At 66.6% G+C, this 26,935-nt stretch carries 27 protein-coding genes; 21 read left to right on the forward strand and 6 right to left on the reverse strand.

Translation table 11 applies throughout. The features are described from left to right. The first annotated feature begins 9 nt into the window (after positions 1–9). The 9 genes from infA (at position 10) to dsbD (ending at position 6,281) form a co-directional block, all read left to right on the forward strand. Positions 10–228 carry a translation initiation factor IF-1 gene (gene infA / locus EHF44_RS06810; RefSeq protein WP_010812378.1) on the forward strand — a complete coding sequence of 73 codons (219 nt, stop codon included), beginning with the start codon at positions 10–12 and terminating at the stop codon, positions 226–228. A 31-nt stretch (positions 229–259) separates the two neighbouring features. Next, the gene (gene rpmJ, locus EHF44_RS06815) at positions 260–376 is read left to right on the forward strand and encodes a 50S ribosomal protein L36 (protein ID WP_008642959.1); all 117 of its coding nucleotides are present in this window, start codon (positions 260–262) and stop codon (positions 374–376) included. 19 nt (positions 377–395) lie between these two features. Next, the gene (rpsM, locus tag EHF44_RS06820; protein WP_010812377.1) at positions 396–761 is read left to right on the forward strand and encodes a 30S ribosomal protein S13; all 366 of its coding nucleotides are present in this window, start codon (positions 396–398) and stop codon (positions 759–761) included. Positions 762–785: 24 nt separating this feature from the next. Beyond that, positions 786–1,187: a 30S ribosomal protein S11 gene (gene rpsK / locus EHF44_RS06825; RefSeq protein ID WP_008642963.1), complete on the forward strand. Its 402-nt coding sequence runs from the start codon at positions 786–788 to the stop codon at positions 1,185–1,187. 281 nt (positions 1,188–1,468) lie between these two features. Beyond that, positions 1,469–2,092, forward strand: a complete 624-nt coding sequence (gene rpsD, locus EHF44_RS06830; RefSeq protein WP_124683040.1) for a 30S ribosomal protein S4 — start codon at positions 1,469–1,471, stop codon at positions 2,090–2,092. Positions 2,093–2,267: 175 nt separating this feature from the next. Further along, positions 2,268–3,248: a DNA-directed RNA polymerase subunit alpha gene (locus EHF44_RS06835; protein WP_124683041.1), complete on the forward strand. Its 981-nt coding sequence runs from the start codon at positions 2,268–2,270 to the stop codon at positions 3,246–3,248. Between the two features lie 160 nt (positions 3,249–3,408). Further along, entirely contained in the window at positions 3,409–3,804 is a 396-nt protein-coding gene (gene rplQ, locus EHF44_RS06840; protein ID WP_011299296.1) for a 50S ribosomal protein L17, read from the forward strand. Between the two features lie 101 nt (positions 3,805–3,905). Next, on the forward strand, positions 3,906–4,286 hold the full coding sequence (gene cutA, locus EHF44_RS06845) for a divalent-cation tolerance protein CutA (protein WP_124683042.1): 381 nt from the start codon (positions 3,906–3,908) through the stop codon (positions 4,284–4,286). Positions 4,287–4,385: 99 nt separating this feature from the next. Continuing rightward, a complete protein-coding gene (gene dsbD, locus EHF44_RS06850; RefSeq protein WP_124685020.1) occupies positions 4,386–6,281 on the forward strand; it encodes a protein-disulfide reductase DsbD in 1,896 nt (631 codons plus the stop codon). Positions 6,282–6,311: 30 nt separating this feature from the next. Here the strand turns inward: dsbD and EHF44_RS06855 are convergent, their stop codons facing one another. From EHF44_RS06855 to yihA, 3 genes are all read right to left on the reverse strand, one after another. After that, on the reverse strand, positions 6,312–7,595 hold the full coding sequence (locus EHF44_RS06855) for a magnesium transporter CorA family protein (RefSeq protein WP_124683043.1): 1,284 nt from the start codon (positions 7,593–7,595) through the stop codon (positions 6,312–6,314). Positions 7,596–7,605: 10 nt separating this feature from the next. After that, the gene (gene hemB, locus EHF44_RS06860; protein WP_124683044.1) at positions 7,606–8,604 is read right to left on the reverse strand and encodes a porphobilinogen synthase; all 999 of its coding nucleotides are present in this window, start codon (positions 8,602–8,604) and stop codon (positions 7,606–7,608) included. A 316-nt stretch (positions 8,605–8,920) separates the two neighbouring features. Continuing rightward, a complete protein-coding gene (yihA, locus tag EHF44_RS06865) occupies positions 8,921–9,589 on the reverse strand; it encodes a ribosome biogenesis GTP-binding protein YihA/YsxC (RefSeq protein ID WP_124683045.1) in 669 nt (222 codons plus the stop codon). A gap of 330 nt (positions 9,590–9,919) precedes the next feature. Here yihA and EHF44_RS06870 point away from each other — a divergent pair, with 330 nt between their 5' ends. The 6 genes from EHF44_RS06870 (at position 9,920) to msrQ (ending at position 16,813) form a co-directional block, all read left to right on the forward strand. Continuing rightward, positions 9,920–10,582 carry a c-type cytochrome gene (locus tag EHF44_RS06870; RefSeq protein WP_124683046.1) on the forward strand — a complete coding sequence of 221 codons (663 nt, stop codon included), beginning with the start codon at positions 9,920–9,922 and terminating at the stop codon, positions 10,580–10,582. 198 nt (positions 10,583–10,780) lie between these two features. After that, a complete protein-coding gene (locus tag EHF44_RS06875) occupies positions 10,781–13,024 on the forward strand; it encodes a cytochrome c biogenesis protein ResB (RefSeq protein WP_124683047.1) in 2,244 nt (747 codons plus the stop codon). Between the two features lie 73 nt (positions 13,025–13,097). Next, positions 13,098–14,315 (forward strand): c-type cytochrome biogenesis protein CcsB, encoded by a 1,218-nt coding sequence (gene ccsB / locus EHF44_RS06880; protein ID WP_124683048.1) that lies wholly within the window; start codon positions 13,098–13,100, stop codon positions 14,313–14,315. A 207-nt stretch (positions 14,316–14,522) separates the two neighbouring features. After that, complete coding sequence (locus EHF44_RS06885) at positions 14,523–14,954, forward strand: COG4315 family predicted lipoprotein (protein WP_124683049.1); 432 nt, start codon at positions 14,523–14,525, stop codon at positions 14,952–14,954. 141 nt (positions 14,955–15,095) lie between these two features. Further along, positions 15,096–16,106: a protein-methionine-sulfoxide reductase catalytic subunit MsrP gene (msrP, locus tag EHF44_RS06890; RefSeq protein WP_124683050.1), complete on the forward strand. Its 1,011-nt coding sequence runs from the start codon at positions 15,096–15,098 to the stop codon at positions 16,104–16,106. Continuing rightward, entirely contained in the window at positions 16,106–16,813 is a 708-nt protein-coding gene (msrQ, locus tag EHF44_RS06895) for a protein-methionine-sulfoxide reductase heme-binding subunit MsrQ (protein WP_124683051.1), read from the forward strand. Before msrP ends, msrQ begins: the two co-directional genes overlap by 1 nt. Before the next feature lie 56 nt (positions 16,814–16,869). Here the strand turns inward: msrQ and lysA are convergent, their stop codons facing one another. After that, entirely contained in the window at positions 16,870–18,132 is a 1,263-nt protein-coding gene (lysA, locus tag EHF44_RS06900; protein ID WP_124683052.1) for a diaminopimelate decarboxylase, read from the reverse strand. A gap of 14 nt (positions 18,133–18,146) precedes the next feature. Beyond that, positions 18,147–18,398: an LPS translocon maturation chaperone LptM gene (gene lptM, locus EHF44_RS06905; protein WP_124683053.1), complete on the reverse strand. Its 252-nt coding sequence runs from the start codon at positions 18,396–18,398 to the stop codon at positions 18,147–18,149. Positions 18,399–18,527: 129 nt separating this feature from the next. Between lptM and cyaY the strand changes: the two genes are divergently transcribed. After that, a complete protein-coding gene (gene cyaY / locus EHF44_RS06910) occupies positions 18,528–18,860 on the forward strand; it encodes an iron donor protein CyaY (RefSeq protein ID WP_124683054.1) in 333 nt (110 codons plus the stop codon). A gap of 107 nt (positions 18,861–18,967) precedes the next feature. On the opposite strand, the gene EHF44_RS06915 is transcribed toward cyaY, so the two are convergent. Continuing rightward, positions 18,968–21,346: a penicillin-binding protein 1A gene (locus tag EHF44_RS06915; RefSeq protein WP_124683055.1), complete on the reverse strand. Its 2,379-nt coding sequence runs from the start codon at positions 21,344–21,346 to the stop codon at positions 18,968–18,970. A gap of 453 nt (positions 21,347–21,799) precedes the next feature. Between EHF44_RS06915 and pilM the strand changes: the two genes are divergently transcribed. From pilM to pilQ, 5 genes are all read left to right on the forward strand, one after another. After that, complete coding sequence (pilM, locus tag EHF44_RS06920; protein ID WP_172966022.1) at positions 21,800–22,870, forward strand: type IV pilus assembly protein PilM; 1,071 nt, start codon at positions 21,800–21,802, stop codon at positions 22,868–22,870. Between the two features lie 19 nt (positions 22,871–22,889). After that, positions 22,890–23,534, forward strand: a complete 645-nt coding sequence (locus tag EHF44_RS06925) for a PilN domain-containing protein (protein ID WP_124683057.1) — start codon at positions 22,890–22,892, stop codon at positions 23,532–23,534. A gap of 2 nt (positions 23,535–23,536) precedes the next feature. Continuing rightward, positions 23,537–24,208: a type 4a pilus biogenesis protein PilO gene (locus tag EHF44_RS06930; protein ID WP_124683058.1), complete on the forward strand. Its 672-nt coding sequence runs from the start codon at positions 23,537–23,539 to the stop codon at positions 24,206–24,208. Between the two features lie 62 nt (positions 24,209–24,270). Then, positions 24,271–24,744: a pilus assembly protein PilP gene (locus tag EHF44_RS06935; RefSeq protein ID WP_124685021.1), complete on the forward strand. Its 474-nt coding sequence runs from the start codon at positions 24,271–24,273 to the stop codon at positions 24,742–24,744. Then, on the forward strand, positions 24,741–26,873 hold the full coding sequence (pilQ, locus tag EHF44_RS06940; protein ID WP_124683059.1) for a type IV pilus secretin PilQ: 2,133 nt from the start codon (positions 24,741–24,743) through the stop codon (positions 26,871–26,873). The genes EHF44_RS06935 and pilQ overlap by 4 nt, the downstream gene beginning before the upstream one ends. Positions 26,874–26,935: the final 62 nt, after the last annotated feature.

Here is a 26,935-nt window from a genome sequence, read left to right on the forward strand (position 1 = left end):
GCACCAGGTATGGCAAAAGACGACGTCATCCAGATGCAGGGGGAGGTCCTGGAAAATCTCCCCAACGCGACGTTCCGCGTCAAGCTTGAAAACGGCCACGTAGTACTCGGGCATATCTCGGGCAAGATGCGAATGAACTACATCCGGATTCTTCCGGGTGACAAGGTGACGGTTGAGCTGACTCCATATGATCTGTCGCGCGCACGTATCGTCTTTCGGACTAAGTGACGCGAACTGGAATTGAAGGAAGAGGAAAATCATGAAAGTGCTGGCTTCTGTTAAGCGCATTTGCCGCAACTGCAAAATCATCAAGCGCAACGGTGTCGTGCGCGTGATCTGCTCGTCGGATCCCCGCCACAAGCAACGCCAAGGCTAATCGGAAAGAGGATTGACGAATGGCACGTATCGCAGGGGTTAACATCCCGAACCATAAGCACACCGAAATCGGTCTGACGGCCATTTATGGTGTCGGCCGCTCGCGCGCCCGCAAGATTTGCGAGGCTACCGGTGTACCGTTTGACAAGAAGGTCAAGGATCTGACCGACGCCGACCTGGAAAAGCTTCGTGACGAAGTGGGCAAGGTCACGGTCGAGGGTGACCTGCGTCGTGAAACCACGATGAATATCAAGCGTCTGATGGACCTTGGTTGCTATCGTGGCATGCGTCACCGCAAGGGTCTGCCGATGCGCGGTCAGCGTACCCGCACCAATGCACGTACTCGCAAGGGTCCGCGCAAGGCCGGCGTGGCACTGAAGAAGTAAAGCCGAAGGCATAGGAAGAATCGAATGGCAAAAGGTCCGAATAACGCCGCCCAGCGCGCGCGTAAGAAGGTCAAGAAGAACGTTGCCGACGGCATCGCACACGTCCACGCTTCGTTCAACAACACCATCATCACCATCACCGATCGCCAGGGCAACGCCCTGTCGTGGGCAACCGCCGGTGGCCAGGGCTTCAAGGGTTCGCGCAAGTCGACCCCGTTCGCTGCCCAGGTAGCTGCCGAGAACGCCGGCCGTGTGGCGCAAGACCAGGGTATCAAGAACCTGGAAGTGCGCATCAAGGGTCCGGGTCCGGGTCGCGAGTCGGCTGTCCGTGCGCTGAACGCGCTGGGCATCAAGATCGCCGTGATCGAGGATGTGACGCCGGTGCCGCACAACGGCTGCCGTCCGCCGAAGCGCCGCCGTATCTAAGCGCCAGGCTGGGCCTGCGGGGCGAGGGGCTTTGCCCTATGTCTCCGGGCTGTGGTAGTATCCCGCGTTGGCCTGCTGCAATTCATTGCGGCGGGCTTTCGTTTTGCGTCCGCGTGCCGAGACTGCTGTCTCGGGCGAGGGCGATTTCGTCATGCTTTTGCGTTGCCTCCGCGTGGCTTGCCCACGGCGGATGAAGAACCATAAGCCCACCGTCCGCCACGATCTGATGGCGGACTCGCGGCGCGTCTCGATGGCGTCGCGATCGATCAAAGGAAGATAAAGTGGCACGTTATACCGGCCCGAAGGCCAAACTTTCCCGCCGCGAAGGCACCGACCTGTTCCTGAAGAGCGCCCGTCGCTCGCTGGCCGACAAGTGCAAGCTGGACAGCAAGCCGGGCCAGCACGGCCGCACCTCGGGTGCCCGTACGTCGGACTACGGCAACCAGCTGCGTGAAAAGCAGAAGGTCAAGCGCATCTACGGCGTGCTGGAGCGTCAGTTCCGCCGCTACTTCGCCGAAGCCGACCGCCGCAAGGGCAACACCGGCGAAAAGCTGCTGCAACTGCTGGAATCGCGCCTGGACAACGTCGTGTACCGCATGGGCTTCGGCTCGACCCGCGCCGAAGCGCGCCAGCTGGTGTCGCACAAGGCGATCCTGGTGAACGGTCAGACGCTGAACGTGCCGTCGGCCCAGATCAAGGCTGGCGACATCGTGTCGATCCGCGAGCAGTCGAAGAAGCAGGTCCGTATCGCCGAGGCCCTGTCGCTGGCCGAGCAGTCGGGCTTCCCGAGCTGGGTGAGCGTTGACGCCAAGAAGTTCGAAGGCACGTTCAAGCAGGCTCCGGATCGCGCCGATATCTCTGGCGACATCAACGAAAGCCTGATCGTCGAACTGTATTCGCGTTAATCGCGGACCGACATTCGAACGGTTCAGCGCTTGCCTGGTTATCAAGGCTTCGCTTTCAGCCCGGCGCGCCCTGCGGCGCGCCGGGCTTATTGCCCATCATGCGATGGGTTTTCTCAGGTTCCAAACGTCAGCCTTATCGGTGTAACGAGCCGAGGGTATTGAAAAGGACAACCTAATGCAAACAGCACTCCTCAAGCCAAAAATCATCGCCGTCGAACCGCTGGGCGACCACCACGCCAAAGTCGTGATGGAGCCGTTTGAGCGCGGTTATGGGCATACGCTTGGTAACGCGCTGCGTCGCGTCCTGCTGTCGTCGATGGTCGGCTATGCCCCGACCGAGGTCACGATCGCTGGGGTCGTCCACGAGTATTCCACCATCGATGGCGTGCAGGAAGACGTCGTCAACCTGCTGCTCAACCTGAAGGGCGTGGTGTTCAAGCTGCACAACCGCGACGAAGTCACGGTGTCGCTGCGCAAGGATGGCGAAGGCGTGGTCACGGCCGCCGATATCGAGCTGCCGCACGACGTCGAGATCATCAACCCGAATCACGTGATTGCCCACCTGTCCGCCGGCGGCAAGCTCGACATGCAGATCAAGGTCGAGCAAGGCCGTGGCTACGTGCCGGGTAACGTGCGCAAGTTCGGCGACGAATCGGGCAAGGTCATCGGCCGCATCGTGCTGGACGCCTCGTTCTCGCCGGTCCGCCGCGTGTCGTACGCCGTGGAATCGGCCCGTGTGGAACAGCGTACGGACCTGGACAAGCTGGTGATGAACATCGAAACCGACGGCGTGATCTCGCCCGAGGAAGCGATTCGCCAGTCGGCCCGCATCCTGGTGGACCAACTGTCGGTGTTCGCCGCGCTGGAAGGCACGGAATCGGCCGCCGAGGCCGCGTCGAGCCGCGCGCCGCAGATCGATCCGATCCTGCTGCGTCCGGTGGACGACCTGGAACTGACGGTGCGTTCGGCCAACTGCCTGAAGGCCGAGAATATCTACTACATCGGCGACCTGATCCAGCGTACCGAGAACGAACTGCTCAAGACCCCGAACCTGGGTCGCAAGTCGCTCAACGAGATCAAGGAAGTCCTGGCTTCGCGTGGCCTGACCCTCGGCATGAAGCTCGAGAACTGGCCGCCCGCAGGTCTGGAGAAGTAATTGGCAGGGCGAGGCTGCCGCAAGGTGGCTTCGCCGGTCATGTGCCCCGGGCAATTCCGCCCGTGGCAATGAAGCACTACCGGCCCGCGCCGACGCCCGCGATCTCGCAGGCGGCAGCGATAGAAGAGCTGGTCAAACACTGTAATCGAAAGGAATCATCATGCGTCACCGTCATGGCCTGCGGAAACTGAACCGCACCTCGTCGCACCGTCTCGCGATGCTGCGCAACATGTCCAACTCGCTGTTCCAGCACGAGCTGATCAAGACCACCCTGCCCAAGGCCAAGGAACTGCGCAAGGTTGTCGAGCCGCTCATCACGCTGGCCAAGAAAGACACCGTTGCCAACCGCCGCCTGGCTTTCGCCCGCCTGCGCGACCGCGACATGGTCACCAAGCTGTTCACCGAACTGGGCCCGCGCTACAACGCTCGTCCGGGCGGCTACACCCGCATCCTGAAGTTCGGCTTCCGTCAGGGCGACAACGCGCCGATGGCGCTGGTCGAGCTGGTGGATCGTCCGGAAATCACCGAAGCCCCGGCCGAAGAAGCCGCGGAATAAGTGATGCCCGGTCCGTCGCACGCTGACGGGCCAGCGGACACAGCACTACAATCGAGCCAGGCTTTTGCCTGGCTCTTTTGTTTTGTGCTTCCCGACCTGTCATGACCGTCACACCTGCCCCCAGCGGCACCGCGCAGCCCGCACCCTTTGAAGCCGTCTGGATGGCGATGACCAACCTTCCGGACGAGCCGTCGGCCATCCGCGTGACGCAGGCGATACTGTCCGCCCGGGTGGCCGCGTGCGTGAACCGGCTGGCGCCGTGCCAGTCGGAGTACTGGTGGCAAGGCAAGCTGGAGCAGGCGCAGGAATGGCCCCTGCTGATCAAGACGACCGCCGGCCAGTACGCGGCCCTGGAGGCCATCATCCGCGCCGAGCACCCCTACGACGTGCCCGAGGTGGTTGCATGGCCGCTGCAGGCCGGATTGCCGGCCTACCTGGGCTGGGTGCGGGCGGAAACGACCGGGCCGGCACCGCGTACCTGACGCCAGAACACATAACGGAAAAACATGGGAATGACGGGGATCTGTATCGGTGCAGCGTCGCGGCAAGGCGACAGCCGGGGCTTCGGGCTGCGGTCGGGCATGCGGCATATCGTCGCATTGGTGCTGGCGATGCTGGCCTGCCTGATCGGGCTCGGCGGCGCCCATGCCGCCACCGAGGATGATTTCCTGCCGCCCGAACAGGCGTTCAAGTTCGCCGCGCGCCAGATCGATCCGACGACGATCGAAGTCCGCTTCGACGTGGCCGACGGCTACTACCTCTACCGCGAGCGCTTTGCGTTTGCCGCCCAGCCGGCCGGGGTGGTGCTCGGCAAGCCGTCGATGCCGGCGGGCAAGGTGCATTTCGACGAGACCTTTGGCAAGGACATGGAGACATACCGCGGCGCCGTGGTCGTCAGGGTGCCGGTGGAGCAGGCGCCCGCCGACGGCCGCTGGACGCTGGTGGTGACCTCCCAGGGCTGCGCGGACAAGGGGCTCTGCTATCCGCCGATGGAGAGCGTCTACAAGGTGGGCGGATCGGTCCTCGGCAACCTGTTCGGCGACCGCAACGCGCCGGCGCGCTCCAGCCCCGTCGCGCCCCAGGCCGATAGCCCCGCGGCCGAGCCGCCAGCCGGCGAATCGTCGGCCGGACGCGTGCGCGGTGCGCCGGTCGACGACAACGACCGTATTGCCGGCGCGCTGGCCAGCCGCAGCCTGCCGCTGATCGCCGGGCTGTTCTTCGGGCTGGGGCTGCTGCTGACGTTCACGCCGTGCGTGCTGCCGATGGTGCCGATCCTGTCGTCGATCGTCGTCGGCGAGCATGTCACGCGCGGCCGGGCCTTCGTCGTGTCGCTGGCCTACGTGCTTGGAATGGCGGTGGTCTACACCGCCGTGGGCGTGGCGGCGGGCCTGGCGGGCGAGGGCCTGTCCGCGGCGCTGCAGACCCCCTGGGTGCTCGGCCTCTTCGCGCTGCTGCTGATCGCGCTGTCGCTGTCGATGTTCGGCCTCTATGAACTGCAGTTGCCGCAGCGCTGGCAGACGCGACTGACCGAGTCGTCGAACCGTCGCCAGGGCGGCCAGATTGCGGGTGCAGCGGCGATGGGCGCCATTTCGGCGCTGATCGTTGGCCCGTGTGTCACCGCGCCGCTGGCGGGGGCGCTGGCCTATATCGCGCAGACCGGCGATGCGCTGGTCGGGGGGGCCGCGCTGCTGGCCATGGCGCTGGGCATGGGCGTGCCGCTGCTGCTGGTCGGCGTCGGGGCGGGCAACCTGCTGCCGCGCGCCGGCAAGTGGATGGAAGCCACCAAGCGCTTTTTCGGATTCCTGCTGCTCGGGGTGGCAATCTGGATGGTCACGCCGGTGCTGCCGGCCTGGCTGGTGATGCTCGCGTGGGCCGCGCTGCTGATTGTTGCCGCGGTCTATCTCGGCGCCTTCGACGCGCTGGGCCCCGACCCGCGCGGCTTGCTGCGCCTGGGCAAGGGTCTCGGCCTGGTTGCGGCGCTGGCCGGCGCGATCCAGGTCGTCGGCGTCGCCTCGGGCGGACGCGATCCGCTGCAGCCGCTGTCCCACATTGGCGGATTCTCCGGCGCCGTGTCGGGCGCGCCGGCGGGCAAGGATGCCGCGCTCAGGTTCGACCGCGTGCGCAGCGTGGCGGAACTCGATGCGCGGGTCGCGCAGGCGGCGGCCGCGGGCCGGCCGGTGCTGCTCGATTTCTATGCCGACTGGTGCGTGAGCTGCAAGGAAATGGAAAAGCTGACGTTTCCCGATCCGAGGGTCCGCGCGCGGCTGGCCAACGTGGTGCTGCTGCAGGCCGACGTGACAGCCAACAATGCGGACGACAAGGCGCTGCTCAAGCGGTTCGGGCTGTTCGGCCCGCCCGGCATCATCCTGTTCGGCCCGGACGGACGCGAGCGGCCGGTGCGGGTGATCGGCTACCAGTCGGCCAACCGCTTCCTGGACAGCCTGGAGCGGGCCCTGGGCAAGGCGCCGCAGACCTGAGCGCGCCCCGCTGGCGGCCGCCCAGGCCGCCTAGCGGTCCAGCCAGCGCCCGAGCGCCCAGATGGTGCCGATCGTCGCCACCACGCCGCCCATCAGTCCGATCGACCACCAGAAACCGTTGGGCTCCTGCAGCCACGGCATGCGCGCGAAGTTCATGCCGAAGACGCCTGTGATCAGCGTCAGCGGCATGAACAGGGCCGTGATGACGGTCAGCGCCCGCATCGTGCGGTTGGTGCGGTGGGCAACCGCCGAGAAGTGGATCTGCACCGCCGATTCGATCGAGTCTTCCAGCCGCCGCGCGTGCGCCAGCACGCGCAGGATGTGCTCCATGAGGTCCGTCAGCCGTACCAGCAGCATTTCGTCGCGGCTGGCGGCGCCGGGATCGGCATCGCCGGAGCTGTAGCGGTTGTCCAGCAGGCTGTCGCGGAATTCCTGCAGCGCGTCGCGCTGTTCCTCGCTGAGGTTTTCAAGCCGGCGGAGCTGGATGCGGGCGTCTAGCAGCCCCTCCCAGCTCGAAAAACTCTGTCGCGTGCTCAGCAGCGCGCGCTGCCAGCGGTCGAGCTGGCGCGTCAGCGGCGTCCGCAGGTCCAGGTAGCGGTCCACCATCGCGTTCAGCAGCCGCAGCATCAGGTCCTCGGGCCGCGTGGGCGGGCGCACGCCGTGCAGCAGCGAACCGCTGCCATTCGGGCGCGCGGCCGACGCCGGCGCGCCGCACGTATCCAGCAGCCGCTGCCTGACCTGCTCGATGGTCCGCGAGGGCGCGGGCCGCACGGTGACCAGCACGTTGTCGAAGACGAAGAAGGCCACCGGCTGCGTGTCGATGCGCGCCAGCGCGGGCAGGAACCCGGGCGGGTACTTGCGCGATGCCTTGCGCGGCGCGGGCAGCGGCGACGCGCCCACAGCACCGGCCGGCGGCACGCCGGCAACGCTTCCGTTGCCGGCCGAAGGCGCCACCGTGGCACCCGTCGCCAGCCGCTCGCCGGCCCCGTCTCCCGGCGCCGCGTCGGCCTCGGCAAACTGCCGGCTGGTCTCGAACGTCAGCTTGCGGAAGATCACCATGTCGTACGCGTTTGTCGTGTCGAAGAACGACGGATGCGCGGGATTGGTGGCGTCGGCCAGGTGCAGGTCGAGGATCGGGGCGCCGGTCAGCGCCTCCAGCCGGTCGCGCCACGCGCCGGGTGCGGGCGTGACTTCGTCCGTCGAGCAGTCGGCCCACACGAAGCGGGCTGCCGCGTTGCCGGCCAGGAAGTCGCGCGCGGCATCCAGCGTCGCGAGCGGATGCACCTGGCTGGCTGAAAAGCCGAGTAGCTGCATGCGGCGGCTGTCAGGCCGTGGCCTTCAGCAGGCGCGCGGCGTCGCGCGCGAAGTAGGTGAGGATGCCGTCGGCGCCAGCGCGGCGGAACGCCAGCAGCGATTCCATCATGACCTTGTCGTGGTCCAGCCAGCCGTTCTGCGCGGCGGCCTTGAGCATGGCGTACTCGCCGCTCACCTGGTAGACGTAGGTCGGATAGCGGAACTCGTCCTTCACGCGGCGCACGATGTCCAGGTACGGCATGCCCGGTTTCACCATGACCATGTCGGCGCCTTCCAGGATGTCCTGCGCCACTTCGCGCAGCGCCTCGTCGGTGTTGGCCGGGTCCATCTGGTAGGTCATCTTGTTGCCCTTGCCCAGGTTGGCCGCGGAGCCCACCGCATCGCGGAACGGGCCGTAGAACGCCGACGCGTACTTGGCCGAGTAGGCCATGATCCGGGTGTGGATGTGGTCGGCGTTTTCCAGCGCCGTGCGCACGGCCCCGATGCGGCCATCCATCATGTCGGACGGCGCGACGATATCGACGCCGGCCTCGGCCTGCACCAGCGCCTGGCGGACCAGGATGTCGACCGTGACGTCGTTGATCACGTAGCCGTTCTCGTCGAGCACGCCGTCCTGGCCGTGGCTCGTGTACGGGTCCAGCGCCACGTCGGTCAGCACGCCCAGTTCGGGAAAGCGGTCCTTCAGCGCCCGCACGGCGCGCGGCACCAGGCCGTCGGCGCGCGTGGCCTCGATGCCGTCGGGCGTCTTGATCGACGGATCGATGACCGGGAACAGCGCGATCACGGGAATGCCCAGCTTCACGCAATCCTCGGCCACCGGCAGCAGCAGATCTACCGACACCCGTTCCACGCCCGGCATCGACGCCACGGCTTCGCGCTTGTTCTGGCCTTCCAGGATGAACACCGGATAGATCAGGTTGTCGGCCGACAGGCGGTTCTCGCGCATCATGCGACGCGAGAAGTCATCGCGGCGCATGCGGCGGGGACGATACTCGGGGAACGTGGACATGGCAGAAACGGGGAGGATTGGGTCGTGGACGGATGGCGTGGGCCCGTCGCCGCGACAACGCGCGGCGTGCCGGGAATCCACGCACCGAAAGAAAAAAGAACTTTTGTGCGTGCCCGCTATCATACTCGCGGACACCTTGTGTTGCTTCGCGCAGCACGGTGTCCCCCGCTACTCCTCCCTGAGCGGGTACCCGCCCTGAACCGGCGGGAAAGTTGGACCCCGTTGCTTGCAACGGGGCTTTTTTTTGTCCGGCGTGCTTGGGCGACCGGCGGCGCGACCGGCGGCGTGACGGGCTGGGCAGGTGTGCGCGCCGTACCTAGGCCTGCGGGGCGGCGGCCTCGGGCGGCTGGGCCTCGGGCAGTGCCAGCCAGCCAGCCACCACGCGCTGGGCTTCCTCGATGCCGCGGCGCTTGAGGCTGGAGAACAGCTGGGCGGTCAGCGCCGGCGGATGCTCCAGTTGCCGCGCGTAGTCGGCCAGCATCTGCCGGGTCTCGCGCAGCGCGTTGGCGTTCTCGTTGTTCGTGAGCTTGTCGGCCTTCGTCAGCAGCACGTGGATCGGCTTGCCGGTGGGCAGGAACCACTCGACCATCTGGCAATCGAGGTCGGTAAACGGCCGCCGCGCGTCCATCATCAGGATCAGGCCGGCCAGTTGCGCACGGCTCTGCACGTAGTCGGACAGCAGCCCCTGCCAGTGGAACTTGGCGCTGCCCGACACCTCGGCATAGCCATAGCCGGGCAGGTCCACCAGGAACCCGAGCGGATCGGTCGCCTTGACCGGCGCCACGGTGAAGTAGTTGATATGCTGCGTGCGGCCCGGCGTGCGCGACGAGAACGCCAGCCGCTTCTGGTTGCACAGCGTGTTGATGGCCGTCGACTTGCCGGCGTTGGACCGGCCGGCGAACGCCACCTCCGGAACGGCCGTGGCGGGCAGGTCGCGCAGATGGTTGACGGTATTGAAGAATCGGGCCTGGTGTAGGAGGGACATGCGCGGTTGCGTTGGAGCGGCTAGACCCGGGGCTGGCAAGAGGCCAGTGCAGACGTCGCCACAGAGACTGACCTAAGTCAATCCGGAAAGCGATTTATTGTACAATAACCCGGTTTACGGTCTCCTGAGCGGGTGACGTGTGGCATCCTTGCCGGATGTCATCGGCGAAGCCTGAAATTGGTTGTCGGTATTGTCCGCGATCAATTTTTCGGCATTCGCGCAGCCGCGTAACCAGCTCTTGCCCCATGGCGCCTCCTCACCGCCGGGCAGGGGGAGAAAGGAGACCGGCATGCATTACGGTGTTCATAACAAATCTGACAAGGTGTAAGGATGAACCGCATTGCGAAACTTCTGGGTGTCATGGCGCTGGCCGTTCCGCTGGGGGCAATGACAGGGCTGGCATCTGCCGCAGAGCAGGCCCAGGCCGCCAAGGCGGATCCCGCCAAGGGCGAGACGCTCTATACGCAGGGTGTTCCCGATCGCAATGTTCCCGCATGTTTCTCCTGCCACGGCACGGCCGGCAACAGCACCGCCGCCGTCAATCCCAAGCTGGCGGGCCAGCAGCCCGAGTACACGCACAAGCAGCTTGCCGATTTCAAGGCCAAGACCCGTGACAACCCCATCATGTCGCTGTACGCCCAGGCACTGAGCGATCAGGACATGAAGGACATCGGCGCCTACCTGGGCAAGCAGCAGCTCAAGCCTGCCACGGCCAAGAACAAGACGACGATCGAGGACGGCCAGAAGATCTACCGCGCGGGTATCGCCGCCAAGGGCGTGCCGGCCTGCGCGGCCTGCCACGGCCCCACCGGCGCCGGCATCCCGTCCCAGTATCCGCGTATTGGAGGCCAGTATTCCGAGTACACCGAAGCGCAACTGGTGGCGTTCCGCCAGGGCACCCGCAAGAACAATTCGGTCATGAGCACGATTGCCGCTAGGATGTCGGATGCCGAGATCAAGGCGGTGGCGGATTACGTCGCCGGCGTCCGCTAAGTCGTACCTGGGCGGCGCGTCCGGGGATTCCCGCAGGGGATGAACCGCCCGCGCGGCCGACAATCGAAGAGGGTGGCCTGCTTGCCGAAGCATGTCCACCCTTTTTCATTTTCCGCGCCACCACGTCGCGTCACATCGGCGCGTGACACTGGCGGGCTCCCGATCAGCGCGCCAAACCGGCCTTAGGCTTTACCGTACATGTCCACCCCTTCCACTTCGGGCCTGCACCTGAAGACCCAACACCGCGTGCTGCGAGACGGCGTCGAGCTGTTGTCCTCGATGCGCTTCGCCATCACGCTGCTGACGGTGATTGCCATCGCAAGCATCATCGGCACGGTACTGAAGCAGAACGAACCGTACCCGAACTACGTGAACCAGTTCGGGCCGTTCTGGGCGGACCTGTTCCACGCGCTGTCGCTGCAGAAGGTGTACAGCTCCTGGTGGTTCCTGCTGATCCTCGGCTTTCTGGTCGTGTCGACGTCGCTGTGTATCGCGCGCAACGCGCCGAAGATGATCGTCGACATGCGCTCGTGGAAAGACCACGTGCGCGAGCGCAGCCTGCGGGCGTTCCACCACCGGGGCGAGTTCGATGCCCCGCGCCCCCGTGCCGAGGCCGCCGCGCGGCTGGGCGCGCTGCTGCGCAACCGCGGCTACCGCGTCAAGCCCGTGGCGCACGACGGCGCCACGCTGCTGGCGGCCAAGGCCGGCGCGGCCAACAAGCTTGGCTACATCCTCGCGCACACGGCCATCGTCGTGATCTGCGTGGGCGGCCTGCTGGACGGCGACATGCTGATCCGCGCCCAGATGTGGTTCGGCGGCAAGTCCCCCATCTCGGGCAACGCCATCATCAGCGAGATCCCGGCCAAGCACCGGCTGTCGGCGTCGAACCCGGGCTTCCGCGGCAATGCATTCGTGCCGGAGGGCGCCACCGTGTCGACGGCCATCCTCAATGTCGCCGACGGCGCGCTGGTGCAAGACCTGCCGTTCTCGATCACGCTCAAGAAGTTCACGGTCGACTACTACTCCACCGGCATGCCCAAGCTGTTCGCGTCCGACGTGGTGGTGACGGACCGCGCGACCGGCAAGCAGACCGCGGCGACGATCAAGGTCAACGAGCCGCTGATCGTCGACGGCGTGGCGATCTACCAGTCCAGCTTCGAGGACGGCGGGTCGCGGCTCAAGTTCGTCGGCTATCCGATGGCGGGCAGCACGCACGCCACGTTCCCGCTGGCCGGCACGGTAGGCGGCAACGTCCAGCTGACCGGCACGGGCACCGCGGCCGACCAGGAAAGCCTGACCGTCGAGTTCAGCGACTTCCGCCAGATCAACGTCGAGACCGTGACCGATGCGTCGGGCAAGGCCGACGTGCGCGGCGTGGCGCGCAAGTCCACGCTGGAGCAGCACCTGGGCGCCGCCGCCAGCCTGGACAAGGACAAGGACCTGCGCAACGTCGGGCCGTCGGTCCAGTACAAGCTGCGCGACCGCAACGGCCAGGCGCGCGAGTTCAACAACTACATGCTGCCGGTGCAGCTCGACGGTCAGACGCTGTTCCTGGCTGGCATGCGCGAGTCACCGAGCGAGCCGTTCCGCTACCTCCGCATCCCGGCCGACGACCAGATGAGCGTGGCCGACTGGATGCGCCTGCGCGCCGCGCTGCAGTCCAGCGCGATGCGGGGCGAGGCGGCCCGGCGCTTTGCGCTGGTGTCGATGCCCGGCGCGGACAAGGAAACGCTGCGCCACCAGCTTGCCGAGAGCGCGCTGCGCGCGATGGACCTGTTTGCCGGCGCCACGCGCGCCGCGCCGGACGCGCCGCCGGGTGGCTTCACGGCCATCGCCGCCTTCCTGGAGAAATCGGTCCCGCAGGCCGAGCAGCAGAAGGCCGCCGACGTGCTGCTGAAGATTCTCAATGGTTCGATGTGGGAACTGTGGCAGCTGGCGCGCGAGCAGGACAAGCTGCCGGCCGTGCCGAACGACGCCAAGAGCGGCCAGTTCCTGCAGCAGTCGATCAACGCGCTGTCAGACAGTTTTTTCTACGCCGCGCCGGTGTTCCTGCAGCTCGACGACTTCCAGAAGGTCAACGCCAGCGTGTTCCAGATGACCCGTGCGCCGGGCAAGAACATCGTGTATCTTGGCTGCCTGCTGCTGGTCCTGGGCGTGTTCGCGATGTTCTATATCCGCGAGCGGCGCGTCTGGATCTGGATCAAGGACAGGCAGCCCGGCGACCTCGACCATTCGGCGGGCAGCCATGTCCTGATGGCGATGTCCACCCAGCGCCGCACGATGGATTTCGAAAAGGAATTCGTCACCTTGCGTGACGACGTGGGGCGCGCCGTCGGGGCCGAAGTGACGGCGGTGCCAGCCAGCGGCCCGGCGCCGATGACGCCGGACGCACCGCGATCCGGGCCATCAGGCGCCGATGATAGGCCGGGGCCCTCGCTATAGTAGAAAGTGAGTGGCCGCCTGTGCCGGCCAACCGCAGACATAACAGTGCTTCAACAAGCAGAGCAGGAATGCCATGTCCTCCAATCTCCATCACGCCGATCCCGGCCTGACGCCGCGACAATCCGCCGCACCTGACGAAGGCGCCGGCGCGGCCCTGGAAGCCGACTTCCTGGAACCGTCGTTCCTGCGCCGGCTGGGCTGGGTGGACTGGCTGTTTGCCGTGCTGCTGGCCGTGGGCGCCGGGTTTGCGCTGATGCAGTACGGTCACTGGATGAACGGCTACGACAAGGCGGTGCTGATTGCCGCCGTGCCGACGTTCGCGCTGCTCGGCTGGCACTGGAAGGCGGTGCGGCCGCTGATGGCGGGCATCGCGGTGCTGTCGCTGTTCGCCATCCAGTTGTACCAGGGCAGCCTGGCGCGCGCCGACCAGGCGTTCTTCCTCAAGTACTTCCTGTCGAGCCAGTCGGCCATCCTGTGGATGAGCGCGCTGGTGTTCCTGTCGACGCTGTTCCACTGGGTCGGGTTTGCGTCGAAGTCCGATACGGGCTCCAGCATCGGCAGCAAGCTGTGCTGGGCGGCCGTGGTGCTCGGTTTCACCGGCCTGATGGTGCGCTGGTACGAGTCGTACCTGATTGGCGCCGACATCGGGCACATCCCCATCTCGAATCTCTACGAGGTCTTCGTCCTCTTCACGCTGATCACGTCGCTGTTCTACCTCTACTACGAGCGCCGCTATGCCACGCGGGCGATGGGGCCGTTCGTGATGCTGGTGGTGTCGGCGGCCGTTGGCTTCCTGCTCTGGTACACGGTCAGCCGCAACGCGCAGGAGATCCAGCCGCTGGTACCGGCGCTGCAAAGCTGGTGGATGAAGATCCACGTGCCGGCGAACTTCATCGGCTACGGCACGTTTGCGCTGGCGGCGATGGTGTCGGTGGCGTACCTGCTCAAGCAGCGGGGCATCCTGGCCGAACGCCTGCCGTCGCTGGAGCTGCTCGACGATGTGATGTACAAGGCCATCGCGGTGGGTTTTGCGTTCTTCACGATCGCCACGATCCTGGGGGCGCTGTGGGCGGCCGAGGCGTGGGGCGGCTACTGGAGTTGGGACCCGAAGGAAACCTGGGCGCTGATCGTCTGGCTGAACTATGCAGCGTGGCTGCACATGCGGCTGATGAAGGGGCTGCGAGGCACGGTGGCGGCGTGGTGGGCGCTGGTGGGCCTGCTGGTGACGACCTTCGCGTTCCTCGGCGTCAACATGTTCCTGTCCGGCCTGCATAGCTACGGCGAACTCTGATCCGGCGTGTCGCCGTCGTACAAAAGCCTGCCCCTGCCCGGCAGGCTTTTTTTCGTTCGCTTCCCGGTCGACATATGCCTATAAATCCACTTTTCTCACCGAAGCAGCACTTTTTTTCGCGCAAACGGAATAAACAAGTCACATCGGGTGTTTACTGAGGGAGAACGGGGCCGACTGGCGGCACCGACCCGAGAAGGAGACCTGAAGATGACCAATCGTCACACTGCTGTATCCGCGCTGCGTCCGTTTGCCCTGGCCGTGGGAGCCGCCGCCGTGTTGCTGGCCGGCTGCTCCGGGATGGGCATGGGCGGGTCCGGCGCGGGCAACATGCCGCCGACGGTGAAGGTGACCAACGGCGTGCTGACCGATCCGCAGGGCCTGACGCTCTACACGTTCGACCGCGACACCGCCAATAGCGGCAAGAGCGCCTGCAACGGCATGTGCGCCACCAACTGGCCGCCGCTGCTGGCCGAGCCGGGCCGCACCGCATCGGGCAGCTACTCGATCATCACGCGCGACGACGGCGCGCGCCAGTACGCGTACAAGGGCATGCCGCTGTACCGCTTTGCCAAGGACGCCAAGCCGGGCGACAAGACCGGCGACAACCTCAACAACGTCTGGCACGTCGCCAAGCCCTGACGGGCACGGCGGCTGGAGGCCAGCCGCCTGCGCAGGGTGCCGCCCGCCTGCGGCACCCTGCGGACAGCAAAACCGGGGCGCCGCACCTTCGCCCCGGTTTTGCTGTCCAATGCTCCAGGCTCCCCCAACACGCTGCGAATCATGCTGATCCCTTCCCCCAAATGGCTGCGCGGTGACGATATCGCCGCCTCGGAAATCACGCCCCAGTCGCTCTACCTGTCGCGCCGCCGCCTGCTGGCGCTGGGCGGCGCGGCGGCCGCCACGGGCCTGGCGTCGCCCTGGTTCGCGCGGCAGGCGTTTGCGCAGGAAGCGCCGGGCAAGCTGGCCAAGCTGCCGGGCACGCTCAACAGCGCCTATGCCGTGACCGAGAAACGCACGCCGTACGCCGACGTCACCACCTACAACAACTTCTACGAATTCGGCACCGACAAGGCCGATCCGGCACGCCACGCCGGCACGCTGCGGCCCCGGCCGTGGCAGGTGGCCGTGGAGGGGCTGGTCAAGCATCCGAAGGTCTACGACCTCGACGAACTGCTGAAACTGGCGCCGATGGAAGAGCGCGTCTACCGCCTGCGGTGCGTGGAGGGCTGGTCGATGGTGATCCCGTGGACGGGCTATCCGCTGGCCGAGCTGATCCGCCGCGTGGAGCCCCAGCCGGGGGCCAAGTTCGTCCAGTTCATCACGCTGGCGGACAAGAAGCAGATGCCGGGGCTGTCCAGCGGCGTGCTCGACTGGCCGTATAGCGAGGGCCTGCGCATGGACGAGGCGATGCACTCGCTGGCGCTGCTGACCTTCGGCCTGTACGGCGAGGTGCTGCCGAACCAGAACGGCGCGCCGGTGCGCATGGTGCTGCCGTGGAAATACGGCTTCAAGAGCGCCAAGTCGATCGTCAAGATCCGCTTCCTGGACAAGCAGCCGCCCACCAGCTGGAACCTTGCGGCGCCCAGCGAGTACGGCTTCTATTCGAACGTGAACCCCGACGTCGACCACCCGCGCTGGAGCCAGGCCACCGAGCGCCGCATTGGCGAGGACAAGGGCGGCGGCGGGTTTGCCGCGCTGTTCGCGCCCAAGCGCAAGACGCTGCCGTTCAACGGCTACGCGGCCCAGGTGGCGTCGCTGTACCAGGGCATGGACCTGAGGAAGAACTTCTGATGGCCGAGCGCGACCTGCAGGCCGCGGCGCGGGCCCGGGCGGCATCGGACGGCGGGCGCCCGGCGGGCGGGCTGGCGATGCTGGCCCCGGCGCGCGTGCGCGCGGTGAAGGTCGTGGTCTGGATCGTGGCGCTGCTGCCGTTCCTGCGGTTGCTGTACCTGGGCGCCACGTCGCAATTCGGCGCCAATCCGCTGGAATTCGTGACGCGCTCGACCGGCACCTGGACGCTGGTGATGCTCTGCGTGACGCTGTCGGTCACGCCGCTGCGCCGGCTCACCGGCTGGCCGTGGCTGCTGCGGCTGCGCCGCATGCTGGGCCTGTTCACGTTCTTCTACGCCTTGCAGCACTTCCTGCTCTGGCTGGCCGTCGACCGCGGGTTCGACGTCGCCTACATGATCCAGGACATCGGCAAACGGCCATTTATCACGATGGGCTTCGCGGCCTTCGTGCTGATGGTGCCGCTGGCGGCCACGTCGTTCAATGCGGCCATCCGCTGGCTGGGCGGCAAGCGCTGGCAGGCGCTGCACCGGTCGATCTATGCAATCGCCGTGCTGGCCATCCTTCATTACTGGTGGCACAAGGCCGGCAAGAACGATTTCGGCGAGGTGTCGATCTACGCGGCCGTCGTGTTCGTGCTGCTGGCCATGCGGGTGTGGTGGTGGGCGCGCAAGCCGAAGCTGCCGAAGGCGCAGGCCGTGGCACGATGAAAAAAGGGCGACGCGCAGTGCGTCGCCCTTTGGCTTTGCTTGAGGCTGGCCGGGCGTCAGTCGTTCAGCAGGCGCTCGCTGCGGAACAGGTCGGCCGGCAGTTCGCGCTCGCGCACGAGGTGCACGGCGTCGCCATCGACCATCACTTCGGCCGCGCGGCCGCGCGTGTTGTAGTTCGAGCTCATCACAAAGCCATAGGCGCCGGCCGACATCACGGCCAGCAGGTCGCCCGGCTGCACCGCCAGCGCGCGCTCGCGGCCCAGCCAGTCGCCCGATTCGCAGACCGGCCCCACCACGTCGTACGTGGCTGGCGCGTCGGCGCGCGGCGCCACGGGCTCGATGCGGTGGTACGCCTCGTACATGGCCGGACGCGCCAGGTCGTTCATCGCGGCATCGACGATGCAGAAGTTCTTGGCCGCGCCCGGCTTCAGGAATTCCACGCGCGTCAGCAGCACGCCGGCGTTGCCCACCAGCGACCGGCCCGGCTCGAACAGCACCTCGCGGTGGCCGTGGCCCCGCGCGGCCACGCGGTCGATCAGCGTGGTGGCGAAGCCGGTGATGTCCGGCGGCGTCTCGTCGTCATAGGTAATGCCCAGCCCGCCGCCCACGTCGATGTGCGCCAGACGGATGCCTTCGGCTTCCAGCTGCTCCACCACGTCCAGCACCTTGTCCAGCGCTTCCAGGTACGGCGCCACCTCGGTGATCTGCGAGCCGATATGGCAGTCGATGCCGGCCACTTCCAGGTGCGGCAGCGCGGCGGCGGCGCGGTAGGTCGGCAGCACGTCCTCGAACGCCACGCCGAACTTGTTGCCCTTGAGCCCCGTGGAGATGTACGGGTGGGTCTTGGCGTCGACGTCCGGGTTGATGCGCAGCGACACGCGCGCGCGCTTGCCCAGCCGGCCGGCCACGGCGTTCAGGCGGTCCAGCTCGGGAATCGACTCGACGTTGAAGCCGCGCACGTCGTGCTCCAGCGCCAGCGCCATGTCGGCCTCGCTCTTGGCGACGCCCGAGAACACGACCTTGCGCGGATCGCCGCCGGCGGCCAGCACGCGCAGCAGTTCGCCGCCCGACACGATGTCGAAGCCCGCGCCCAGCCGGGCAAACACCTGCAGCACCGCCAGGTTCGAATTGGCCTTGACCGCGTACTGCACGTGGGCGTTGCGGCCCTGGCAGGCGGCCGCGTAGGCGTTGTACGCGGTGGTCAGGGCCGCGCGCGAGTAGACGAAGGTGGGCGTGCCGAAGTCGGCGGCGATGCGCGCCAGCGGTACCTGTTCGACGGTCAGGGCGCCGTCTTGCCGGCGATGGAAAAAATCATTCATGTCGGAGCGGGCACTCAACGTGCCGAGGGGGCGGAGCTGTTCTTGGCGGGTTCGGTGCGCACCGGCGCGGACGTGGCCGGCTCGCCCATGGGCGTGGTGGCCGGCGGCGTGGCGCCGGGCTGGCCCAGGCCAGGGTCGGGCACGGTGGGCGGCGTGGGGGCCGGCGGCACGCGCGGCATGTACAGCGGGCCACGAATGCCGCACCCGGCCAGGGGTATCGCGAGCAGGGCGGCAAACGCCGATACAATCGCAGCACGACGCAGCATCGGGGAGTCTTTCATTGTTTGGATGGCTTCCGGATGGCTTGGAAAGCGCGTGGCTTTCCTGTTTCCGATCAATTTGATGCCGGCCGAGTGGTCCCGTCTTGAGGGCTGCCGGCGGCCTTGGAGTGTAGCATGCCCCCCCTTAGCGAGACCGAGTTCCTGGTGCTGGCCAGCGCGGCCCTGGACAAGCTGGAAGCCGACATCGAGGCTGCCGCCGATGCCGCCGACGCCGACGTGGAGATCAACCGCACCGGCAACGTGATGGAACTGGAATTCGAGGACGGCTCCAAGATCATCGTCAACAGCCAGGCGCCGATGCAGGAGCTGTGGGTGGCGGCCAAGGCCGGCGGCTTTCACTTCCGCCACGACGGCAGCCGCTGGGTTGACACGCGCAGCGGCGCCGAACTGTACGCGGCGCTGTCCGGCTACATGAGCCAGCAGGCCGGCACCACGCTGGCACTGTGACGCCGTGATGCTGTGACACTGGCGCAAGCCACAAAAAAACCGGCCCTTCTGGGCCGGTTTTTTTTCGCCCGCCCCAGCCAGGGACGGGCGGCAGGCCGGGTAGGCCGTCAGGCGCCGCCGAACATTTCCAGGATCTTCTTCTTTTCCTGCTCGGTGTCCTGCGGCGGGCGCGAGCTTTCCTCGGGCTTGCCGGGCCACGGGTCTCCCAGGCCCACCGACGCCACGCCGGCGCCGGCCGCATTCTCCTCCAGCGTCCAGTCGCCCGCGGCCATCACCACGCCCTCGGGCGGCTGGCGATCCGGGCTCTCCGGCACGCCCTTGAGCGCCTTGCTCATGTAGCCGACCCAGATCGGCAGGGCCAGGCCGCCACCGGTCTCGCGCACGCCCAAACTCTTGGGCTGGTCGTAGCCCATCCAGGCGATGGCCACCAGCTTCGGCGTGTAGCCGGCAAACCAGGCATCGACGGCGTCGTTGGTCGTACCGGTCTTGCCGGCCATGTCGTTGCGGCCCAGGCGCTGCTTGGCCGGGTTGGCCGTGCCGCTGCGCACCACCTCGCGCAGCATGCTGTCGGCGATGAAGGCGGTACGGGCGTCCAGCACGCGCACGGCGTCCTCGCCGGCCTTCTGCGGATGCGTCTCGGAGATAACCTTGCCGCGCGAGTCTTCCACGCGCTGGATCAAGTACGGATTGACGCGGTAGCCGCCGTTGGCGAACACCGAATAGGCGCCGGCCATCTGCAGCGGCGTGACGCTGCCCGAGCCCAGCGCCATCGGCAGGTAGGCCGGGTGCTTGTCGGCCTCGAAGCCGAAGCGCGTGATGTAGTCCTGCGCGTACTGGGTGCCGATCGCGCGCAGGATGCGCACCGAGACCAGGTTCTTCGACTTGGCCAGCGCGCGGCGCATGGTCATCGGGCCCTCGAACTTGCCGTCGTAGTTCTTCGGCTCCCAGACCTGGCCGCCGGTGTCGGGGCCGATGCTGAGCGGGGCGTCGTTGATGACCGTCGCGGGCGAGAAGCCCTTTTCCAGCGCCGCCGTGTAGATGAACGGCTTGAAGCTGGAGCCCGGCTGGCGCCAGGCCTGCGTCACATGGTTGAACTTGTTGCGGTTGAAGTCGAAGCCACCCACCATCGAGCGGATCGACCCGTCCTCGGGGTTCAGCGAAATGAACGCGGCCGCCACCTCGGGCAGTTGCGTGACCGACCAGCTGTTGTCCTTCGGGTCCTGCGTCACGCGGATGATCGCGCCCGGCCGGATCTTGACCTTGGGCTGGGCATTGGCCGACAGCGACGGCGCGATGAAGCGCAGCGCCGAGCCCTCGATCGTCGCCACCTCGCCGGACAGCAGCGTCGCCTTGACCTGCTTGGCCGACACGCTGGTCACCACGGCCGAGCGCAGGTCGTCGCTGCCCGGATGCTCGACCAGCGCGTCGTCGATGGCCTGCTCGCGCTCGGCGGCGCCGGACGGCAGGTCGATGAACGCCTCCGGCCCGCGGTAGCCGTGCTTGCGCTCGTAGGTCATGATGCCGTTGCGCACGGCCTCGTAGGCGGCGTCCTGGTCGGTCTTGTTCAGCGTCGTGTAGACCGTCAGGCCGCGGGTGTAGGTTTCCTCGCGATACTGCGCGTACATCAGCTGGCGCACGATCTCGGCCACGTACTCGGCATGCGTCGAGAACTCGTTGCCTTCGCTGCGTACCTTCAGTTCCTCGCGCACGGCCTGGTCGTATTGCTCCGGCGTGATGTAGCGCAAGTCGCGCATGCGCTGGAGGATGTATTCCTGGCGCACCTTGGCACGGCGCGGGTTCACCACCGGGTTGTAGGCCGACGGCGCCTTGGGCAGCCCGGCCAGCATCGCGGCCTCGGCCGGCGTCACGTCCTTGATCGACTTGCCGAAGTAGACGCGCGCGGCGCTGGTAAAGCCGTACGCGCGCTGGCCCAGGTAGATCTGGTTCATGTACAGCTCGAGGATCTGGTCCTTGCTCAGGTTGGCCTCGATCTTGTACGCCAGCAGCATCTCGTAGATCTTGCGCGTGTAGGTCTTCTCGCTGGACAGGAAGAAGTTGCGCGCCACCTGCATCGTGATCGTCGACGCGCCCTGCGACAGCCCGCCGCGCAGGTTGGCCAGGCCGGCCCGCATCACGCCCACGAAGTCCACGCCGCCGTGCTCGTAGAAGCGGTCGTCCTCGATGGCCAGCACGGCCTTCTTCATGACGTCGGGAATCTCGCTGATCGGCACGAAGTTGCGGCGCTCCTCGCCAAACTCGCCGATCAGCACGTTGTCGGCGGTGTAGATGCGCAGCGGGATCTTGGGGCGGTAGTCGGTGATCGTGTCGAGCGACGGCAGGTTCGGCGCGGCCACGACCAGCGCATAGCCAACCAGCAGCGCCACGGCGACGGCGCCGGCAGCAAGCAGCCCAAGTACCCAGAACATGACGCGCGCCCACAACGGACGGCGGACGGGGAGGGACGGCTTCTGTTGTGCTGTGGCCATAAGGGTTTACCTAACAAGAGTGCCGCGATTATATCGTCGGTGCCCGTGCGCCCCGGCCCGGCAGTGCCGCCGGAGACGCTACGACGCTGTTACAAGATGTAATGGCGCTGATATCAGATGGTCACGCGGTGAAAGAGGCGGGCGGGAGGCGGGCTGGCCGTCGTCGGACGCGGCGGGCGGGGCGATGCGGAGGATGATCGGGAGCGTTCGTGTCGGCCCGATGCCACCCGATCGCGGGGTTGCGGACCGTGGGATTTTGACAACGGATTCGGGGGCGCATTCTCAAAAAGAAAGCGTGGTCAGAGCGGCACATTGCCAGCGCCTCCGGATTTTGTGAGAATCCACGAACATAAAAGAGCAAACGTTTCATCCAAAGAAACTGGCTCGCACCATTAGAGCAAACATGCCGTGGGCGAGTTCAAATGTCAGGGGGTCACCTTGCGACGGGGCATCTTGTCGGGTCTTCTGCGCCGCACTACGGTCGGCGTGGATATCGGGTCGTCCAGCGTCAAGGTCGTCGAGCTGTCCGTCGGGGCAGGCAAAAACGACTTCAGGCTGGAAAAATGCGCCAGCGAACTGCTGGACCGCAACGCCGTTGCCGATGGCAACGTGGTCAACATCGAGGCCGTGGGCATCGCGCTCAAGCGCGCGCTCGGCAAGGCCGGCATCCGCACCAAGGACGTGGTCCTTGGCGTGCCGTCCATGCTGACGGAATCCCAGACGGTCAGTCTGCCGGACAACCTGTCCGAAGACGAACTCTATTCGCAGGTCGAATCGGAGGCGCACCGCCTCTATCCGCCTTCCCAGGCGGTGAACTTCGACTTCGCGGTGATTGGTCCCAGCGAAACGGAAGGCGGCATCGGCGTGCGTGTCACGGCCGCCAACAGTGATCGTGTCCAGGAGCGCGTGACGGCGGCCGAAATGGCCGGCCTGAAGCCGCAGGTGATGGACGTGGAGGAATTCGCCGTGCAGCGCTCGGTGGTCCAGATGCTCGGCGTACCCGCCGGGCTGACGGAGACCGACGCCAAGGACATGCCCGTGGTGGCAGTGGTCCACCTCGGCGGCAGCCGCTCCAAGGCCATCTTCTACCAGGGCTGGAAGGAACTCTACGAGCAGCCGCTCAACAGCTACGGCGACCAGTTGACGCAGAGCGCGGCGCGCATGTTCACGCTCGACGCGCTCAAGGCGGAAATCAAGAAGCGCAAGAACACGCTTCCCGATGCCTGGCGCGCGCAACTGCTCAAGCCGTCGCTAGAGGCGCTGGCCATGGAGGTGCAGGGCGCCATCGGCAACTTCATCGCCAGCTCCAGCCTCGGCCGCGTCGACGAGATCCTGCTTTCCGGCGGGCACGCGTCGCTGCTGGGTGTCCAGGCGGCGATCCAGCAACAGACGCAGATCACGACCACGCTGGCCAATCCTTTCGCAAACATGACGACCGCAGGCAAGGTCAACGAGCGCTATCTCCAGCGCGACCTGCCCGCCTACATCGTCAGTGCGGGACTGGCGCTGCGCGGCCTGCAATAAGCCACCCGGGGGGACACCCATGTCCACGACGACGAATACCATTCCGTCGGTCAACCTGCTGCCGTATCACGAGGCGCGCAAGGCCGCCCGGCGCAAGAAGGTCTACACCATGCTCGGCGGCGCGGCGGGCGCCGGCGCGCTGGTAGTGCTGATCGGCGGCTTCTACATCGACGCCCAGATCGACGAGACGACGGCGTTGAACCAGACGCTGACCACCGAGAACGCCCGCATGGACGGGCAGATCCGCGAGGTCAATACGCTGAAGAAGGACATCGAGGCCCTGCTGGATCGCCAGCGCGCCATCGAGAGCCTGCAGGCGCAGCGCAACCTGCCGGTGCAGCTGCTGGAGGAATTGGTGCGCCAGGTGCCCGAAGGCGTGTACCTGAACGGGCTCAAGCAGACCGGAGACGACTTCGTCATGTCCGGCGTGGCCCAGTCCAACGAGCGCGTGTCCGAACTGCTGCGCAACATCGGCCAGGTGCAATGGCTCGACCGCGCCGAGCTGGTGGAGTCCAAGGCGATCATGATGACCAACAACCTGCGCGAGCAGCGCCGGCTGTTCGACTTCTCGATGCGCTTCTCGTACCGCGCCCCGGAGCAGCCGGGCGACAAGAAGAAGGGCGCCTCCGACGCGGCGGCCAAGCCCGCGGGAGGCAAGGTCTGATCATGGCACTCAATTCCGATATCTCGCTGCAGGACCTGACCGCGCAGTTCCGCGGCCTGAACCTCAACGAACCCGAGACCTGGCCCGCCGCGCCGCGCGTGCTGTTCTCCGTGCTGGCCGCGCTGATCGTGCTGGTGCTGGGATGGCAGTTCTACTGGAGCGACAAGCAGGACGAGCTGGAACGCAAGCACGCCGAGCACGAGCAGCTACGCCAGCAGTTCGCGTCGAAGGTCGCCCAGGTGGCCAATCTGGACGAACTGCGCAAGCAGAAGGTGGAGGTGGAAAAGCGCGTGGCCCTGGCCGAGCGGCAACTGCCGAACAGCACGGAAATGGACGCGCTGCTGGCCGACGTCAACCACGCCGGCGTGGCCCGTGGGCTCCAGTTCGAGCTGTTCAAGCCCCAGGCCGCCGTCGTGAAGCCGTACTTCGCCGAAATCCCGGTCAACCTCAAGGTCACGGGCCGCTACCACGACGTGGCGCTGTTCAACGCCGACGTGGCGGCGCTGTCGCGGATTGTGTCGATGCGTAACCTGAACATGACGACGGGCAAGGACGGCACGCTGTCGATGGAAGCCGTGGCAATGGCCTACCGGGCACTGGATCCGGACGAGCAGGCCGCGCAGCGCAAGGCTGCCGCCGATGCCGCCGCCAAGAAGAAGGGAGGCGCCAAGTGAGCCGCCTGACCCGACGCCCGCCGGTCGCCCTGCACACGTTCGCCGCCGCGGCCCTGGCCGTGATGGCCCTGGCCGGCTGCGGCCAGAGCGACGACGCCGGCCTGCAGCAGTGGATGGCGCAGACCCGCGCCGCCAAGGCCCCGCCGCCCGAGCCGTTGCCCGAGGTCAAGCCGTACACGCCGCGCGAGTACGGCGGGCGCACGTCGCCGGAGCCGTTCGCGCAGACCAAGATCGGCGAGCTGAACAAGACGATGTCCGAGTCGCCGGAGGCCGGCCGGCGACACGAGCCACTTGAAGACTATCCGCTGGAGAACTTCAAGATGCTCGGCATGCTGAAGAAAAACGGCGAGACCTACGGTGTCGTACGCGTAGATAACAAGATCCACCACGTCAAGGTGGGTCAGTATCTCGGCCAGAGTTATGGCCGGGTGGTCCGCATCAGCGATCAGGAGATCGTGTTGCGCGAATTGGTTCGGGAAGGGGTCTCAGATTGGAAAGAGAAAATGACCAGCCTGAAGCTGGAGGCATCCGCATGATCACGGCACGTTGGGTCCGGGCGCTTGCGGGCGCTTCAGCGATGGCGCTGGTGCTGGCCTCTCCGGCCGCACTGGCACAGAACAACCAGCTCAAACAGGTGGAGGCCAACGTCGTTGGCGAGCAGACCGTGTTCACGGTCGACCTGAAGAGCCCGCTGGCGCAGAAGCCGGTGGATTTCACGACGCAGAACCCGGCGAAGATCGCGATCGACTTCTTCGACACCGGCTTCGCGGCGGGCCGCGCGCAGTACGAGTACGCCGGCAAGCTGCTGAAGAGCGCCAACGTGATGCAGATCGGGGACCGCACCCGCGTGGTGCTGAACCTGGCCCGCACGGCCACGTACCGCACGGAAATGCGCGGCACCCAGTTCGTGGTGCTGATGGACAACGTGGCGCAGTCCGCCACGGCGGCCGCGCCGACGTTCGCGCCGGCGGCCCCGGTCATGCAGCCCGTGGCGGTCAACCGCACGCTGATCCGCAACATCGACTTCCGCCGCGGCACCGACGGGGCGGGGCGCGTGGTGGTGGACCTGTCGTCGCGCGACTCGGGGATCAACATCCAGCAGCAGGGCCAGAACCTGGTGGTCGACTTCATCGGCACCGGGCTGCCGGCGGACCTGCGCCGCCGCTTCGACGTGACCGACTTCGGCACGCCGGTCCAGGCCATGCGCGCCACCGACGCCAACGGCGCCGCGCGCCTGACGATCGAGCCGCGCGGCAACTGGGAATACAGCTCGTACCAGACGGACAACCAGTTCGTGGTGGAGGTGCGCCAGGTCAAGGAAGATCCGAACAAGCTGATTGCCGGCCAGGGGTATCGCGGCGAGCGGCTGTCGCTGAACTTCCAGAACATCGACATCCGGTCGCTGCTGCAGGTCTTTGCCGATTTCACGAACCTGAACATCATCACGAGCGACACGGTGCAGGGCAACCTGACGCTGCGCCTCAAGGATGTGCCGTGGGACCAGGCGCTGCAGATCGTGCTGGATTCGAAGGGCCTGGCATCGCGCCGCAACGGCAACGTGCTGTGGGTGGCCCCGAAGGCCGAACTGGCAACCAAGGAAAAGCTGGAGCTGGAAGCGCAGCAGCAGATCAACGAGCTGGAGCCGATCCGCAGCCAGGTGTTCCAGTTGAACTACCAGCGCGCCGAGGACGTGCGGCGGATGCTGCTGGGCCTCTCTGCCGGGGGCGGCGGCGTGTCGGCCGCGGCAGTCGGCGGCGCGGGCGCCAGCGGTGGCGCCACGCGGATGCTGTCCAAGCGCGGCTCGCTGACGGCCGATCCGCGGACGAACCAGTTGTTCGTGTCCGACATCGGCTCCAAGCTGGAAGAGGTGCAGGGCTTCCTGCAGAAGATCGACATCCCGGTGCGCCAGGTGGTGATCGAGGCACGCATCGTCGAGGCCAGCGACACGTTCAGCCGCAACCTCGGCGTCAAGCTCGGGTTTGCGTCGCGCCGGTCGGGCGCCGGCTACGGCAACACGTACGAGAACGTGGCGTCGCCGTTCACCCAGGACGCGCAGTGGACCACGAGCCCGGCGGTCAGCCTGCCGGCGGCGGCAATCAACGGCACGAATCCGGCGTCGGTGGCGTTCAGCATCTTCAACACGGCGGCCGGCCGCTTCCTGGACCTGGAACTGTCCGCGCTGGAAGCCGACGGCAAGGGCAAGATCATCTCCAGCCCGCGCGTGGTGACGGCCAACAACATCAAGGCGCTGATCGAGCAGGGTACGGAACTGCCGTACCAGTCGGCCACGTCGAGCGGCGCCACGTCGGTGCAGTTCCGCAAGGCCAACCTGAAGCTGGAGGTCACGCCGCAGATCACGCCGGAAGGCAACGTGCTGCTCGACGTCGACGTGAACAAGGACAGCGTGGGTATCCAGACTGTCAACGGGTTCGCCATCGACACCAAGCACGTGCAGACGCAGGTGCTGGTGGAAAACGGCGGCACGGTGGTGATCGGCGGCATCTACAGCCAGGACGAGAGCAACAACTACAGCAAGGTGCCGTTCCTGGCCGAGATCCCGGTGCTGGGCTACCTGTTCCGGAACAACGCCAAGGTCAACAACCGCACCGAGTTGCTGGTGTTCCTGACGCCGCGGATCCTGAACGACAGCGTCTCGCTGAAGTAAGTCCGCAAGCAGGCCGGAGGGCGCCGCCCGCCGGCTTGAGACGATTCTGAAAACGGGCGCCC

It is taken from the genome of Cupriavidus pauculus, assembly GCF_003854935.1.
GTDB lineage: Bacteria > Pseudomonadota > Gammaproteobacteria > Burkholderiales > Burkholderiaceae > Cupriavidus > Cupriavidus pauculus_C.